Raw genomic sequence first — 14,802 nt, forward strand, 5'->3', positions numbered from 1 at the left:
CGCGAACCGGAAGCGCGAAGCGTGCGGGCCGTCTGCCAGCCTAGCGCGGAGCCGAGGACGCCCCCGACCGTGTGACGGAGAGTTCCGGATGCCGGGAACCGGGCGCCGACAGCGGACGCCGCGAATCGCGCGGTGACGTCAGCGGCTCAGCTCACCCGCCGTAGAGCCCGTACGAGGTCGTCCCGTACCCGACGATGGCCAGCCAGAACGCGGCCGACAGCGTCAGACCCGCGAGGAGGACGATGGCGAACTCCCCCGCCTTGCGCCGCTGGCCGATCGCGAACGCGGCGCCGAACGCGAGCAGGGGGAACACGATGGGGAGGATGTAGACGACCCACCCGAGGCCGTTCAACCCGAGGGGGCCGGTGGCCTGGAGGATCAGCAGCGCGACCGCGCTCCACACGACGTAGGCGTAGAAGAGGCCGAACAGACCGGCGATGGTCACGACGAGGCCGGTAGGCAGGTGACGCGGGCGGGCGGGCGCGCTCATGCGAGGGATCCCATCGACAGGAAGGGCCAGGGAACGAGCAGGACGATGCCCAGGATCAGCAGCAGGAACCGCTGCCAGGTGCGCCACCCGCGCGTCAGCACGAGCACGGCGACGAACCACACGATCGGGGCGAGAGTGGCACCGATCGTCATCGCGACGACGGTGACCTCGGGGATCGGGATCCCGAGTCCCTGCAGCTGCCGACCGGCGAGCAACCAGCCGACGGCGAAGAGCAGGAAGGTCGCGGCCACCATGCCGATGCCGACGAGACCCGCGTTGCCGAGCGGCGCCGCGCTCCGCGCGGCCGCGGTGTCGTCGGGAGCCGGTTCGACCGGCGCGTCCGCGGCGGTCTCGTGCACGGGGGCGTCAGCGGCGGGCGCGTCCGCCTCGGGACGGTGGACCGGCTCGGGCACGAGAGGTTCGGGCCGCGGCTCGGGGACGAGCGGGTCGGGCCCGGTACCGCTCGGATGCTCGGCGGCACGCTTGTCTCCGACGTCGAGCGTCGGATCGTCGTCACCGCCCCACGAGAGGGCGTCGTCATCGCGCGGAGTACTCACGCGTCCACGGTAGCGTCGCTCCCCCGCCCGCCGCTCGCGCCCCGCCGGACGGGGAACTCGTGCGACGGCCGAGCACGCGGCATCCGATGACCGTCGCCCCCTCGGGAAACACCGAACGCCCCGGAACCGCAAGGTTCCGGGGCGTTCGAGTGGACAGACTCAGCGCGCGGCCGAGCCCTCGACGTAGTCGCTGTCCTGCTGCTTCCACGCGAACAGACCGCGCAGCTCCTTGCCGGTGGCCTCGATCGGGTGACCCTGCTCCTTCTCGCGGAGCTCGAGGAACTCGGGGGCGCCGTTGTCCTGGTCGGCGATGAAGCGCTCGGCGAACGCGCCCGACTGGATGTCGGCCAGCACACCCTGCATGCTCTTCTTCACGTCGGACGAGATGACGCGGGGGCCCGAGACGTAGTCACCGTACTCGGCGGTGTCGGAGATCGACCAGCGCTGCTTGGCGATGCCGCCCTCCCACATGAGGTCGACGATGAGCTTGAGCTCGTGCAGCACCTCGAAGTACGCGATCTGCGGCTGGTAGCCGGCCTCGACGAGGGTCTCGAAGCCCGCCTGCACGAGGTGGCTCATGCCACCGCAGAGCACGGCCTGCTCGCCGAACAGGTCGGTCTCGGTCTCTTCGGTGAAGGTGGTCTTGATGACGCCGGCACGCGTGCCGCCGATGGCCTTCGCGTACGAGAGGGCGGTGTCCCAGGCCGAGCCCGAGGCGTCGCTCTCGACGGCGATGATGTCGGGGATACCGCGACCCGCGACGTACTCGCGACGCACGGTGTGGCCGGGGGCCTTGGGGGCGACGAGGATGACGTCGACGCCCTCGGGGGCGTCGATGTAGCCGAAGCGGATGTTGAAGCCGTGCGCGAAGGCGAGGGTCTTACCCGCGGTCAGCTTGTCCTTGATGGAGTCCGCGAAGATCGAGCGCTGGTGCTGATCGGGCGCCAGGATCATGATGAGGTCGGCCCACTCGGCCGCGTCGGCGACGTTCTTGACCTCGAAGCCGTCTTCCTGCGCCTTGGCGGCCGACTTGGAGCCGTCCTTGAGGGCGATGGTGACCTCGACGCCCGAGTCGCGGAGGTTCTGCGCGTGCGCGTGGCCCTGCGAGCCGTAGCCGACGATGGCGACCTTCTTGCCCTGGATGATCGCGAGGTCGGCGTCGTCGTCGTAGAAGATCTCTGCCATGAGGATGTTTCTCCTTGAATCGTGGCCCGCTCCGGGGCCGCTGGTGAATGGAAGTGAAAAAGCTCAGCCGCGCAGGACGCGCTCGGTGATGCTCTTGCCGCCGCGACCGACCGCGAGCAGACCCGACTGCGCGAGCTCCTTCACGCCGAAGGGCTCGATGGCCTTCAGGAACGCTTCGACCTTGCCCTTGTCGCCGGTGATCTCGATCACGATGGCGTCGGACGCGTAGTCGACGACCGAGGCGCGGAAGAGGTTCACGACCTCGAGCACGTTGGCCCGCGTCGAGTTGTCGGCGCGCACCTTCACGAGCACGTGCTCGCGCTGCACGGATGCCGCGGGGTCGAGCTCGACGATCTTGATGACGTTGATGAGCTTGTTCAGCTGCTTCGTCACCTGCTCGAGCGGCAGCCCCTCGACGTCGACGACGACGGTGATGCGGGACAGGCCCGGCACCTCGGTCACGCCCACGGCGAGGGATTCGATGTTGAAGCCGCGACGGGCGAAGAGCCCGGCGACGCGGGTCAGCAGACCCGGTTTGTCCTCCACCAGGAGGCTCAGCACGTGCCTCGACATGTCAGTCCTCCTGCTCGCTGAACGTGGGCGAGTGGTCGCGGGCGTACTGGACGTAGCTGTTGCTGACGCCCTGCGGCACCATCGGCCACACCATGGCATCGGCACTCACGACGAAGTCGATCACCACGGGGCGGTCGTTCGTGTCGAGCGCGAGCTGGATGGCGGCGTCGATCTCGTCTTCGCTCTCGACCCGGATGCCGAGGCAGCCGTACGCCTCGGCCAGTTTCACGAAGTCGGGGATACGGCGCGTGCCGTGCCCGGTGTTGAGGTCGGTGTTGGAGTGGCGTCCGTCGAAGAACAGCGTCTGCCACTGGCGCACCATGCCGAGCGAGGAGTTGTTGATGATCGCGACCTTGATCGGGATGTCGTTGATGACGCAGGTCGCGAGCTCCTGGTTGGTCATCTGGAAGCATCCGTCGCCGTCGATCGCCCACACCGCGCGCTCAGGCTGGGCCACCTTGGCGCCCATGGCCGCGGGAACGGCGTAGCCCATCGTGCCGGCACCGCCGGAGTTGAGCCACGCGTTGGGACGCTCGTACTTGATGAACTGCGCGGCCCACATCTGGTGCTGTCCGACGCCCGAGGCGTACACGCCCTCGGGTCCGGTCATCTCACCGATGCGCTGGATCACCTGCTGCGGCGACAGCAGACCGTCGGTGGTCTTGGCGTATCCGAGCGGGAACTCCTCGCGGAGTCCGTTCAGGTACGTCCACCACTCGGTGTAGTCGTGCGGCTGCTCGGCGTCTGCGGCGCGGAAGGCGGCCTCGAGGTCGATGAGAACCTCGCGCAGGTCGCCCACGATCGGCACGTCGGCGAAGCGGATCTTCGAGATCTCGGCGGGGTCGATGTCGACGTGCACCACCTGGGCGTGGGGGGCGAACAGCGCCGCCTTGCCCGTGACGCGGTCGTCGAAGCGCGCGCCGAGCGAGACGATGAGGTCGCTCTCTTGCAGCGCGAGCACGGCGGGCACCGTGCCGTGCATGCCCGGCATGCCGAGGTGCTGGTCGTGCGAGTCGGGGAACGCGCCGCGCGCCATGAGCGTCGTCACCACGGGGGCGCCCGTCGCTTCGGCGAGCACCTTGAGCTCGGCCGAGGCATTCGAACGGATCGCGCCGCCGCCCACGTACAGCACGGGCTTCTTGGCGGTGGCCAGCAGCTGCGCGGCGGCCTGGATCTGCTTGCCGTGCGCCTTGGTCACCGGGCGGTAGCCGGGCAGGTCGATCTTGGGCGGCCAGACGAAGGGCGCCTCGGCCTGCTGCGCGTCCTTCGTGATGTCCACGAGCACGGGGCCGGGGCGGCCGGTCGAGGCGATCTCGAAGGCCGCGGCGATGGCACCGGGGATCTCGTCGGCGGCCTTGACCAAGAAGGAGTGCTTCGTGATCGGCATGGTGATGCCGACGATGTCGGCCTCTTGGAAGGCGTCGGTGCCCATGAGGGTCGAGAACACCTGACCGGTGATGCACACCAGCGGGACCGAGTCCATGTAGGCGTCGGCGATGGCGGTGACGAGGTTGGTCGCACCGGGGCCCGACGTGGCGATCGCCACGCCGACGCGACCCGATGCGGCCGCGTAGCCCTCGGCCGCGTGGCCGGCGCCCTGCTCGTGGCGCACGAGGATGTGGCGGACGTTCTCGTCGTCCATGAGGGGGTCGTAGACGGGCATGATCGCCCCGCCCGGAAGACCGAACACGTCGGTCACCCCGAGAAGATCGAGCGATCGGACGACCGCCTGCGCACCCGTGAGCACGGGTGCCGGTGCGGTGCGTGCGGGCGGCCGGGGAATGGCCGTGGTGGAATCGACGGACATGGTGGTACCTCGAGAACCAGAGAAGGTGAGAAGGGGACGGCCGTCAGCCCGTGACCGCGCCCTCCGCGGCGGAGTGCACGAGCTTGGAGTACTTGGCCAGAACGCCACGGGTATAGCGCGGGGGGAGCGGTTCCCAGCCCTCACGGCGGGAACTCAGCTCGGCCTCATCGACGATCAAGTCGAGGGTGCGAGCGGCGATATCGACCCGTATCAGATCACCATCGCGCACGAAGGCGATAGGACCTGCGTCCACCGCTTCGGGAGCTATGTGGCCGATGCAGAGTCCGGTTGTGCCGCCTGAGAATCGACCGTCCGTCAAGAGTAGTACATCTTTTCCGAGACCCGCGCCCTTGATGGCGGCGGTGATGGCGAGCATCTCGCGCATACCGGGGCCGCCCTTGGGGCCCTCGTACCGGATGACGACGACGTCGCCGGCGGCGATCTGCCCCGCCTCGAGGGCGTCCATGGCGGCGCGCTCGCGTTCGAACACGCGCGCGGGGCCCTCGAAGACGTTGCCGTCGAAGCCGGCCGACTTCACGACCGCACCCTGGGGCGCCATCGACCCGTGCAGGATCGTGATGCCGCCGGTGGCGTGGATCGGGTTGTCGAACGAGTGGATGACCTTGCCGTCGACGGGGTCGGGGTTGAGGTCGGCGAGGTTCTCGGCGAGCGTCTTGCCCGTGACGGTGAGCGCGTCGCCGTGCAGGAGGCCCTCGTCGAGCATGGCCTTCATGATGACCGGGATGCCGCCGTGGCGGTCGACGTCGTTCATGACGTACTGACCGAACGGCTTCATGTCGGCGACGTGCGGCGTCTTGTCGCCGATGCGGTTGAAGTCGTGCAGGTCGAGGTCGACCTCGGCCTCGTTGGCGATCGCGAGCAGGTGCAGCACGACGTTGGTGGAGCCGCCGAGCGCCATGGCGAGGGCGATGGCGTTCTCGAACGCCTCTTTGGTGAGGATGTCGCGCGTGGTGATGCCCTGGCGCAGCAGGTTGACCACGGCCTCGCCCGAACGGTGGGCGAAGTAGTCGCGGCGACGGTCGGCCGACGGCGGTGCGGCGGAGCCGGGGAGGCTGAGGCCCAGGGCCTCGGCGACGGAGGCCATGGTGTTGGCGGTGTACATGCCGCCGCACGCGCCCTCGCCCGGGGCGATCGCGCACTCGATGCGCTTGAGGTCGGCTTCGCTCATCTTGCCCGCGAGGCACGCACCGACGGCCTCGAAGGAGTCGATGATCGTGACGTCCTTCTCGGTGCCGTCGCTGAGCTTGACCCAGCCGGGGGCGATGGAGCCGGCGTACAGGAAGACGCTCGAGAGGTCGAGACGGGCGGATGCCATGAGCATTCCCGGGATCGACTTGTCGCAACCGGCGAGCAGGACCGACCCGTCGAGGCGCTCGGCCATCATGACGGTCTCAACGCTGTCGGCGATGACCTCGCGCGACACGAGCGAGAAGTGCATGCCCTCGTGGCCCATCGAGATGCCGTCGGAGACGGAGATGGTGCCGAACTGCAGCGGGTATCCGCCGCCGGAGTGCACGCCCTCTTTCGCACCCTGAGCGAGGCGGTCGAGGCTGAGGTTGCAGGGCGTGATCTCGTTCCAGCTCGACGCGATGCCGATCTGGGGCTTGTCCCAGTCCTCGTCACCCATGCCGACCGCGCGGAGCATTCCGCGCGACGTGGTGGCTTCGATGCCGTCGGTGACGACGCGACTGCGGGGCTTGATGTCGAACTCGCCGTTGTTCGGATTCTGCGGTGCGGGCATTGCTGAAGTCTATTGCGCGTGCCGACCCTGCCACGCCCGTCGACGCGCGATCCTTCGATTACCGATCACGGTCGGAGGTGCGCCGACGGGATGCGCTCTCAGACGGTGTGCGCGGCGCGCAGCCGCGCCACCGTCTCGAGCACCTCGACGAACCCGTCGATGTCGGAGACGGTGAGGGCGGCGACGGTCTCTCCCCCGCCCACGCGCACCCCCAGGTCGCCCGGCTCGAGCGAGGCGAGGGCGTCTTCGTCGGTGACGTCGTCTCCGGCGAACAGCACGCCGGTGGCGCCGAGGCGTTCGCGCAGGTGCCGCACCGCGGAGTCCTTGCCCTCGTGACGGAAGGAGTACTCGAGGATGTCGTGGCCCGTGCGCCGACGCCAGGTCGGCGCCTGCGCCTGCACCAGTCGATCGGCCGCGGCGCGCGCGGCCTCGGCTCCCCCGGCGTCCGCCGTGCGGGTGTGCACGCCGAGGCCATACTGCTTCGGTTCGATGCGCACGCCCGGGATCTCGGCGACGGCGCGCGAGATCTCGGCCGTGAGAAGGTCGCGCAGCGCGGTCTCGTCAGTGATGTCGGCCGGGGTCCCGTCGGCGGTGTCGGCCGCAGCGTCGGACGAGACCGTCGTCTGCTCCCCCGGCATCCGGAATTCTGCGCCGTGCGAACCCGCCAACCAGATGGGCGAGTCGTCGCCGTGCTCCGCGATGACGCGCAGATCGGCGAGGGTCCGGCCCGAGACGAGGGCCACGGTCGTGCGGGGAAGCGCGGCGAGCTCGTCGACCACCGCGCGCGCACCCGCGGTCATGCGGGCCGTGAGCGGTTCGTCGACGAGAGGCGACAATGTGCCGTCGAAGTCGAGGGCGACGAGCAGGGTCTCGGTGGTGGCGACGGCCTCGATCGCCGCGTCGGGCGCGGTCATCGGGCGTCCTCGCCCTCGGTGCCCGCCTCGACCTCGACCGCGGCGGTCGCGCTGGTCTTGTCGTGGAAGGCCGAGAGTGCTTCGAGGAAGCCGCGCGACCAGGCCTCGACGTCGTGCTCGCGCACGCGCCTGCGCAGAGTGCGCATGCGTCGTCCCTGCTCGGCCGCGGGCATGTCGATCGCGCGGATCACGGCATCCTTGAGCCCGTCGATGTCGTGCGGGTTGATCCTCAGCGCACTGCCCATCTCGTCGGCGGCACCCGCGAACTCGCTCAGCACGAGGACTCCGCGGTTGTCGATGCGGCTGGCGACGTACTCCTTGGCCACGAGGTTCATCCCGTCGCGCAGCGCCGTGACGAGCATGACGTCGGCGGCGAGGAACAGCGCCACCATCTCTTCGCGCGGGTAGGACTGGTGCAGGTAGCGGATGGCGGTGTGCGTGGTGGTGTCGTAGTCGCCGTTGATGCGCCCGACGGTCATCTCGATCTCGTCGCGCAACTGCATGTAGGCGTCGACGCGCTCGCGGCTGGGGCTCGCGACCTGCACGAGGGTGGCGTCTTCGACCGTGGCGCGTCCGTCTTCGAGCACTTCGCCCCACGCCTTGAGGCGGTGGCGGATGCCCTTGGTGTAGTCGAGGCGGTCGACACCGAGCAGGATCTTGCGCGGATTGCCGAGACCCTCGCGGATCTCGCGGGCGCGCTGCTGGATGTCGGGGCGCTGCGCGAGCTCGATATACGACTCGGCGTCGATCGAGATGGGGAACGCCTTCGCGAGCGCAACGCGCGTGCCGCCCTCGCCGTCGGGCACCAGGATGCCGCTGGCCTTGGTCTCGTAGCGCAGCTGACGCCGCACGGCACGGGCGAAGTTACCGGCGTCGGCCACGCGCTGGAAGCCGATGACGTCGGCGCCGAGGAGCCCCTCGAGCACCTGCTTGCGCCACGGCAGCTGCGAGTACAGGCCGTACGCGGGGAAGGGGATGTGGTGGAAGTACCCGATCGTGACGTCGGGGCGCAGCTCGCGCACCATCTTGGGTACGAGCTGCAGCTGGTAGTCCTGCACCCACACGGTGCCGTTCTCGGCGGTGGCGTCGGCAGCGGCCCGGGCGAAGCGCTGGTTCACGCGGACGTAGGCCTCCCACCAGGCGCGCTTGTACGTGGGCGGGGAGATCACGTCGTGGTAGAGCGGCCAGATCGTGTCGTTGGAGAAGCCCTCGTAGTACAGCTGCACGTCGGCGGCCGACAGGGTGACCGGCACCAGCAGCGTGCCGTCGAACTCGAAGGGCTCGACCTCGACGTCGGCTTGACCCGCCCAGCCGACCCAGGCGCCCTCGGCGCTGCGCATGACGGGCTCGAGGGCGGTGACCAGCCCTCCCGGGGATCGCCGCCATCCCTCGCCGTCGGGGGTGCGATCGACGGGCAGACGATTGGCGACGACGACGAACTCGGCCTGGGTCACAGGTCCTCCTCGGGGATTGCTCTCAGGCTAACAGCGGTGCGGAAACGCGCAGGGGGCTGGACGGGATGCGACACGAGCGTCGACGGACCGTGGCGCGCGCCCGCGGTCGACGCGGCGTCCGAGCTCGGTCGATCGACGCGTCGGCGCGTCACCGTGTCAAGGCGCGTCGTGCGTTCCCCCACCCTGGGTAGGTTGGGCGCATGCGCCAGTACATCTTCGGAACCGGTCTTCTCAGCGCCATCACCGGCGGCGTCACGCTCTTGCGCGCCCTGCGCAACGACGAGCCGTTCACGTGGCGCGTCGCGCTCGCGTGGCTCAGCTGGGGCATCACCCTGGCCCTCGCCGTGGGCTCGGTCGTCGACACCCGCCGGGCACGCCGCGGCAAGGTCATCGCGGGCGACTCCCCCGTGTCGAAGAAGCAGCAGAAGCTGCTGAAGAAGCGCCTCTCGCGCTGACCCCCTGACGGCGAATGGATGCCGCGGCCTCGAGGTCGCGGCATCCGTTCCGTGTTTCAGCCGGCGACGTTCGCGCGGGTGAGGATCAGCGCGTCGCCCTGGCCGCCGCCGCCGCAGAGCGCCACGGCCGCCGTGCCACCGCCGCGCTTGACCAGCTCGTGCACGGCGTGCACGACGAGGCGGTTGCCCGACACCCCGATGGGGTGACCGATCGCGATGCCGCCGCCGTGCGGGTTGACCACGTCGTCGGACAGGCCGAGCTCGGCCTGGGAGCGGGCGACGACCGCGCCGAAGGCCTCGTTGATCTCGACGAGGTCGAGGTCGCCCGCGCTCAGCCCCTGCGCGTCCAGAGCACGGGCGATCGCGCGTGCGGGCTGGGCGTGCAGCGAGTTGTCGGGGCCGGCGACCTGGCCGGCGGCGCCCACCACGGCGAGAACGTCCCAGCCGTGGTCGGCCGCGGTGCGACGGGTGGTGACGACCACGGCCGAGGCGCCGTCGGAGATCTGCGAGGCGTTGCCGGCGGTGATCGACCCGCCCTCCGCGAAGGCGGGGCGCAGCTTCGCCAGGGTCTCGACCGTGGTGTCGGCGCGGATCCCTTCGTCGGCGCGCACGACGAGCGGCTCTCCCTTGCGCTGCGGGATGGTCACGGGCACGATCTCGGCGTCGAAGACCCCGGCCGCCTGCGCGGCGGCGGCCCGCTGGTGCGAGCGGGCGGCCACGGCATCCTGATCCTGGCGCGACACCTCGTACCGCGTGTTCGCCCGCTCGGTCGACGCGCCCATGCTCTCGTGGTCGTACGCGTCGGTCAGCCCGTCGTGCGCGAGGTGGTCGAGCACCTCGACCGAGCCGTAGGCGTAGCCCTCGCGCGAGTTCATCAGCAGGTGCGGCGCGCGGGTCATGGACTCCATGCCGGCGGCGACGACGACAGTGGCGTCACCGAGGCGCAGCATGCGCGCGGCGTCGATGATCGCGGTGAGGCCCGACAGACACACCTTGTTGACCGTCGCGGCGTGCACGTCCCAGCCGATGCCGGCGGCGAGGGCCGCCTGGCGCGCGGCGTTCTGCCCGACTCCGGCCTGCAGCACCTGGCCCACGAGCACCGCGTCGACCGATGCGGCCGGGATCCCGCCGCGTTCGAGCGCCCCGCGGATCGCCGCGGCCCCGAGCTCGACGGCGGTGAGCGGGGCGAGCTGCCCCTTCAGCCGTCCCTGGGGCGTGCGGGCGGCGGCGACGATGACGACGTCGGTGTCGTGTGACATGGCGGTGTCGAGTGACATGGGGTGTCCTTCCGGTCGGGAGACGGTGGAGCGGGGCCGTCAGGGCCGTGCGGCGACGCCGGGCGCGACGATCAGGGCGGGCTCGGTGGCATCCTGCACCTCTTCGATGGTGACACCGGGGGCGAGCTCGGTGAGCACGAGCCCCTCGTCGGTCACGTCGATCACGGCCAGGTCGGTGATGATGCGATCGACGACGCCCCGGCCGGTCAGCGGCAGCGAGCAGGTGTCGACGATCTTGGGCGTTCCGTCTTTGGCGACGTGTTCCATGAGCACGATCACCCGGGCCGCTCCGTGGACGAGGTCCATCGCGCCGCCGGGGCCCTTCACCATCTTGCCCGGGATCATCCAGTTCGCGAGGTCGCCGGATGCCGACACCTGCATCGCCCCGAGGATGGCGGCGTCGATCTTCCCCCCGCGGATCATGCCGAAGCTCAGCGCGGAGTCGAAGAACGCGGCTCCCGGGAGGATGGTCACCGTCTCTTTGCCGGCGTTGATCAGGTCGGCGTCGACGGCGTCGTCGGTCGGATAGGGACCGACGCCCAGGATGCCGTTCTCGGACTGCAGCACGACGGTCACGCCGTCGGGCACGTGGTTGGGCACGAGGGTGGGCAGGCCGATGCCGAGGTTGACGTAGGCGCCGTCGGCGAGTTCGAGGGCGGCACGCGCGGCCATCTCGATGCGGGTCAGGGGCATGTCAGATCCTCTTCTCGGTCGACGCGGACGGGGCGGAGACGATCGGCGTCCGGGGCGGCGACGGACGCCGGCACGCGCGGCACCTCATCGGGCGCTCCCGCTCACCGTGCGCTTCTCGATGCGCTTCTCGACCTCGCCCACCTCGACGATGCGGTGCACGAACACCCCGGGCAGGTGCACGGCGTCGGGCTCGATCTCGCCCGGTTCGACGAGGGTCTCGACCTGCACGATGCACGTGCGCCCGGCCATCGCCGCGAGGGGGTTGAAGCTGCGCGCCGCCTTCCGGAACACGAGGTTGCCGTGGCGGTCGCCCTTCCAGGCGTGGACGAGGGCGAAGTCGGTCGTGATCGCCTCTTCGAGCACGAACTCCCGGCGCTGGCCGTTCACGTCGAACGTGCGCACGTCCTTGGGGGGCGAGGCCACCGCGATGCCCCCGGATCCGTCGTAGCGGCGGGGCAGACCGCCCTCGGCCACCTGCGTGCCCACGCCGGTCTGGGTGAAGAAGGCGGCGATACCGGCGCCCCCCGCCCGCAGCTTCTCGGCGAGCGTTCCCTGGGGCGTGAGTTCCAGCTCGAGTTCGCCCGAGAGGAACTGCCGCTCGAACTCCTTGTTCTCGCCGACGTACGACGAGGTCATCTTGCGGATGCGTCCGGCCCCCAACAGGATGCCGAGTCCCCAGTCGTCGACGCCGCAGTTGTTCGAGACGACCGAGAGGTCGCGGGTGCCCTGGGCGAGCACCGCTTCGATGAGGGCGATGGGGTTGCCCGACAGGCCGAACCCGCCCACGGCCAGGGACGCCCCGTCGGGGATGTCGGCGACGGCCTCGGCGGCCGAGCTCCAGGTCTTGTCGATCACGCGAACTCCTTCGTGTCTGCGTCGTCCCATGCTGCTCCGGCGAGCGCCGGGACCGGCAGCGGGTTCTTGCCATGTGGATGGGTCGGGGCGTAGCGTCCACATCGTGGACACGGCATCCGGAATCGACCCCGACGACGGCGCGGGTCGACGCGGCGGATCGCCCACCCCGTCCGCGGGCGGGCGCGGGGTGCCTGGCGCTCAGGCGATCGCCCGGGCCGCGCACCTGCTGCGCCTCGTAACGGCGGCGGGCGCACGCGGCGCGACCGTCGGCGACCTCGCCCGCGACGCCGACCTCACCCGCCCGACCACGCACCGGCTGCTCACGGCCCTTCGCGCCGAGGGCCTCGTCGACCGTGACGAGCACAGCGGGCACTGGCTTCCGGGGCCGGAGCTGTACCTGATGGGGAGCGTCGCGGCATCCCGCTTCGACATCACCGCGACGGCGCGCGACATCGTGCGCTCGCTCGCCGTCCGCACCGAGGAGAGCGCCTTCCTCTCGGTGCGTCGCGGGGACGAGACCGTCTGCCTCGTCCGCGAGGACGGCAGCTTCCCCATTCGTTCGTTCGTGCTCTCGGAGGGCGTGCGGTTCCCGCTGGGCGTCGCGTCGGCCGGTCTGGCGATCCTCGCGTTCCTTCCGCCCCAGGATGTGGACGCGTATCTCGAGCGCCATCCGGAACTCGTCGAGAAGTGGGGCGCCTCGCACTCGCCCGCGCGGTTGCGCACGCGGATCGGCGATACGAAGGCGCGCGGCTATGCGGTGAACCCGGGGCTCATCGTGGAGGGCAGCTGGGGCATCGGCGCGGCCGTGTTCACCCGCGACGGCGACCCGCAGTGGGCGCTGAGCCTCACGGGCGTGGAGTTCCGCTTCGGTGGCGAACGGCTGGCGGAGCTCGGGCGCATCCTGCTCTCGCACGCGCACCAGCTGTCGACGCGCCTCGGCTCGCGTTAGATACCCCAGGTATATACCTGCAGTATGCTTTTGGGATGACCCGCGACGACGACCTGCAGAAGCTCCTGCTCGCGGTGCACGCCCTCACGCGCATCGCGGCCATCGACACCCAGAACGACGCCCCCGGCGCGCAGTGGCGCACCTTGACGCTGCTGCGCGACCACGGCCCCCAGCGCCTCGGCGACCTGGCCACCCTCAGCCGGGTGACCCAGCCCGGCATGACCCGCCTCGTCCACCAGATGGACGCCGCGGGGCTCGTGGCCCGACAGGCCGACCCCGCCGACTCGCGGGTCAGCGTGATCGCCGCGACCGAGGCCGGGATCGAGGCGCTCACCCGCTGGTTCGAGTCACTGCGCGCCGCCCTGGCCCCGCACGTGGCGGATCTGACGGATGCCGAATGGGACGCCGTGCGCGTCGCCGCCGGCGCCCTGTCGGCCCGTGTGGGCCTGCAGCCCACCCCCGCGCCCGAGACGATCGGAGCCGGTCGATGAGCGGCACCACCCCCAGCGTCTGGAAGCAGCCCGCACAGGTGTGGGCGGTGGCGTTCGCCTGCGTCGTCGCCTTCATGGGTATCGGCCTGGTCGATCCGATCCTCCCCGCCATCGCCGACGCCCTGCAGGCGAGCCCCGTCGAGACCGAGCTGCTCTTCACGAGCTACCTCGTGGTCACGGGACTCGCGATGCTCGTCACCAGCTGGATCTCGAGCCGCATCGGTGCGAAGGCGACCCTGCTGGTCGGCCTCGGGCTCATCGTGGTGTTCTCGCTGCTGTGCGCCCTGAGCGGCAGCGTGGATGCCGTGATCGGCTTCCGCGCCGGCTGGGGCCTCGGCAACGCCCTCTTCATCTCCACGGCGCTGGCCACCATCGTCGGAGCCGCATCCGGCGGCACTTCGGCCGCCATCATCCTGTACGAGGCGGCACTCGGCCTCGGCATCGCCATCGGGCCGCTGCTCGGCGGCATCCTGGGCGAGGCGAGCTGGCGCGGACCGTTCTTCGGGGTGGTCGTGCTCATGGCGATCGCGTTCGTGGCGGTCACCCTGCTGCTGCGCGGACCGACACCCGAGCGTCGGCCGATCGCGTTCAGCGCGCCGTTCCGCGCTCTCGGTCGCCCCGCGCTGGCGATCCTCGCGGCGACCGCGCTGTTCTACAACATCGGCTTCTTCACCCTGCTGGCCTTCTCGCCGTTCCCGCTGGGGTTCGGGGCGATGGGGATCGGCCTGACGTTCTTCGGCTGGGGCCTGGGGCTCGCCGTCACGAGCGTGTGGGTCGCCCCGCTGCTGCTGCGGCACCTGCGCCTGACGACGGTGCTGCTGATCGCCCTGCCGCTCCTGGCCGTCGATCTGCTGGTCGCCGCCTTCGTGGTGTCGTCGGCCACGGCACTGGTGGTCTGCATCGTCGTCGGAGGTCTCGTGCTCGGCGTGGTGAACACCGCGCTCACGGAAGCGGTCATGGAGGCCACCGACCTTCCGCGCTCGGTCGCGTCGTCGGCGTACTCCGCCGTGCGGTTCCTCGGCGGGGCCGTGGCTCCCCCGCTGGCCGCGCTGCTCTGGCACGCCTACGGCGCCGGAGTGCCCTACGTCATGGCCGCGGTGTCGGTCGTGATCGCGAGCGCCTGCATCCTGTTCGGACGCCGCCTGCTGGCCCACATCGACGGAGCACACGCGGATGCCGCGGACGAAGGCGCTGCGGTACTGATCGGCGATGCCGCCTGACGGGGCGGGGTGAGGGGCCTCGGTCTGCGGCGTGGGTCGCGGGACGGGGCCCTTCGTCGGTGTGAGGGGTCTTCGGGGCGGGGGCGTTCCGGGTGGGCGTGATCGGGCGGGGGCGTGATC

The 14,802-nt window shown here is 70.6% G+C and carries 15 protein-coding genes; 4 read left to right on the top strand and 11 right to left on the bottom strand.

Annotated elements, in window-relative coordinates; genetic code table 11:
* Positions 1–151 precede the first annotated feature (151 nt).
* From IFU40_RS07470 to IFU40_RS07505, 8 genes are all read right to left on the bottom strand, one after another.
* Positions 152–490, bottom strand: coding sequence for a bacitracin resistance protein (locus IFU40_RS07470; protein ID WP_070409749.1), 339 nt, complete (start codon positions 488–490; stop codon positions 152–154).
* Positions 487–1,047, bottom strand: a complete 561-nt coding sequence (locus tag IFU40_RS07475; RefSeq protein WP_055939753.1) for a hypothetical protein — start codon at positions 1,045–1,047, stop codon at positions 487–489. Before IFU40_RS07475 ends, IFU40_RS07470 begins: the two co-directional genes overlap by 4 nt.
* 159 nt (positions 1,048–1,206) lie before the next feature.
* Complete coding sequence (gene ilvC, locus IFU40_RS07480; RefSeq protein ID WP_055836447.1) at positions 1,207–2,232, bottom strand: ketol-acid reductoisomerase; 1,026 nt, start codon at positions 2,230–2,232, stop codon at positions 1,207–1,209.
* Between the two features lie 63 nt (positions 2,233–2,295).
* Complete coding sequence (gene ilvN, locus IFU40_RS07485) at positions 2,296–2,805, bottom strand: acetolactate synthase small subunit (RefSeq protein WP_055836445.1); 510 nt, start codon at positions 2,803–2,805, stop codon at positions 2,296–2,298.
* Position 2,806: 1 nt separating this feature from the next.
* Positions 2,807–4,612, bottom strand: a complete 1,806-nt coding sequence (locus tag IFU40_RS07490; protein ID WP_055836442.1) for an acetolactate synthase large subunit — start codon at positions 4,610–4,612, stop codon at positions 2,807–2,809.
* A 43-nt stretch (positions 4,613–4,655) separates the two neighbouring features.
* Positions 4,656–6,374 carry a dihydroxy-acid dehydratase gene (gene ilvD / locus IFU40_RS07495; RefSeq protein ID WP_070409748.1) on the bottom strand — a complete coding sequence of 573 codons (1,719 nt, stop codon included), beginning with the start codon at positions 6,372–6,374 and terminating at the stop codon, positions 4,656–4,658.
* Positions 6,375–6,472: 98 nt separating this feature from the next.
* The gene (gene otsB / locus IFU40_RS07500; RefSeq protein ID WP_191925908.1) at positions 6,473–7,288 is read right to left on the bottom strand and encodes a trehalose-phosphatase; all 816 of its coding nucleotides are present in this window, start codon (positions 7,286–7,288) and stop codon (positions 6,473–6,475) included.
* The gene (locus tag IFU40_RS07505; protein ID WP_055836433.1) at positions 7,285–8,742 is read right to left on the bottom strand and encodes an alpha,alpha-trehalose-phosphate synthase (UDP-forming); all 1,458 of its coding nucleotides are present in this window, start codon (positions 8,740–8,742) and stop codon (positions 7,285–7,287) included. The genes otsB and IFU40_RS07505 overlap by 4 nt, the downstream gene beginning before the upstream one ends.
* A 200-nt stretch (positions 8,743–8,942) precedes the next feature.
* Here IFU40_RS07505 and IFU40_RS07510 point away from each other — a divergent pair, with 200 nt between their 5' ends.
* Positions 8,943–9,197, top strand: coding sequence for a hypothetical protein (locus tag IFU40_RS07510; protein ID WP_055836430.1), 255 nt, complete (start codon positions 8,943–8,945; stop codon positions 9,195–9,197).
* A 56-nt stretch (positions 9,198–9,253) separates the two neighbouring features.
* Here the strand turns inward: IFU40_RS07510 and IFU40_RS07515 are convergent, their stop codons facing one another.
* The 3 genes from IFU40_RS07515 to IFU40_RS07525 all read right to left on the bottom strand — a co-directional run bounded on the left by IFU40_RS07515 (position 9,254) and on the right by IFU40_RS07525 (position 12,022).
* Positions 9,254–10,456 carry an acetyl-CoA C-acetyltransferase gene (locus IFU40_RS07515; RefSeq protein WP_191926050.1) on the bottom strand — a complete coding sequence of 401 codons (1,203 nt, stop codon included), beginning with the start codon at positions 10,454–10,456 and terminating at the stop codon, positions 9,254–9,256.
* Between the two features lie 57 nt (positions 10,457–10,513).
* Positions 10,514–11,167: a CoA transferase subunit B gene (locus IFU40_RS07520; protein WP_191925909.1), complete on the bottom strand. Its 654-nt coding sequence runs from the start codon at positions 11,165–11,167 to the stop codon at positions 10,514–10,516.
* Positions 11,168–11,251: 84 nt separating this feature from the next.
* Positions 11,252–12,022 (bottom strand): 3-oxoacid CoA-transferase subunit A, encoded by a 771-nt coding sequence (locus IFU40_RS07525; protein ID WP_191925910.1) that lies wholly within the window; start codon positions 12,020–12,022, stop codon positions 11,252–11,254.
* A 187-nt stretch (positions 12,023–12,209) separates the two neighbouring features.
* On the opposite strand from IFU40_RS07525, the gene IFU40_RS07530 reads away from it, so the two are divergent.
* From IFU40_RS07530 to IFU40_RS07540, 3 genes are read left to right on the top strand one after another with little or no spacing between them, the layout of a single operon-like run.
* Complete coding sequence (locus IFU40_RS07530) at positions 12,210–12,971, top strand: IclR family transcriptional regulator (RefSeq protein ID WP_055940026.1); 762 nt, start codon at positions 12,210–12,212, stop codon at positions 12,969–12,971.
* A 35-nt stretch (positions 12,972–13,006) separates the two neighbouring features.
* Positions 13,007–13,462 carry a MarR family winged helix-turn-helix transcriptional regulator gene (locus tag IFU40_RS07535; RefSeq protein ID WP_191925912.1) on the top strand — a complete coding sequence of 152 codons (456 nt, stop codon included), beginning with the start codon at positions 13,007–13,009 and terminating at the stop codon, positions 13,460–13,462.
* Positions 13,459–14,682: an MFS transporter gene (locus IFU40_RS07540; protein ID WP_191925913.1), complete on the top strand. Its 1,224-nt coding sequence runs from the start codon at positions 13,459–13,461 to the stop codon at positions 14,680–14,682. Before IFU40_RS07535 ends, IFU40_RS07540 begins: the two co-directional genes overlap by 4 nt.
* Positions 14,683–14,802 lie beyond the last annotated feature (120 nt).

Source organism: Microbacterium sp. CFBP 13617, from assembly GCF_014839445.1.
GTDB lineage: Bacteria > Actinomycetota > Actinomycetes > Actinomycetales > Microbacteriaceae > Microbacterium.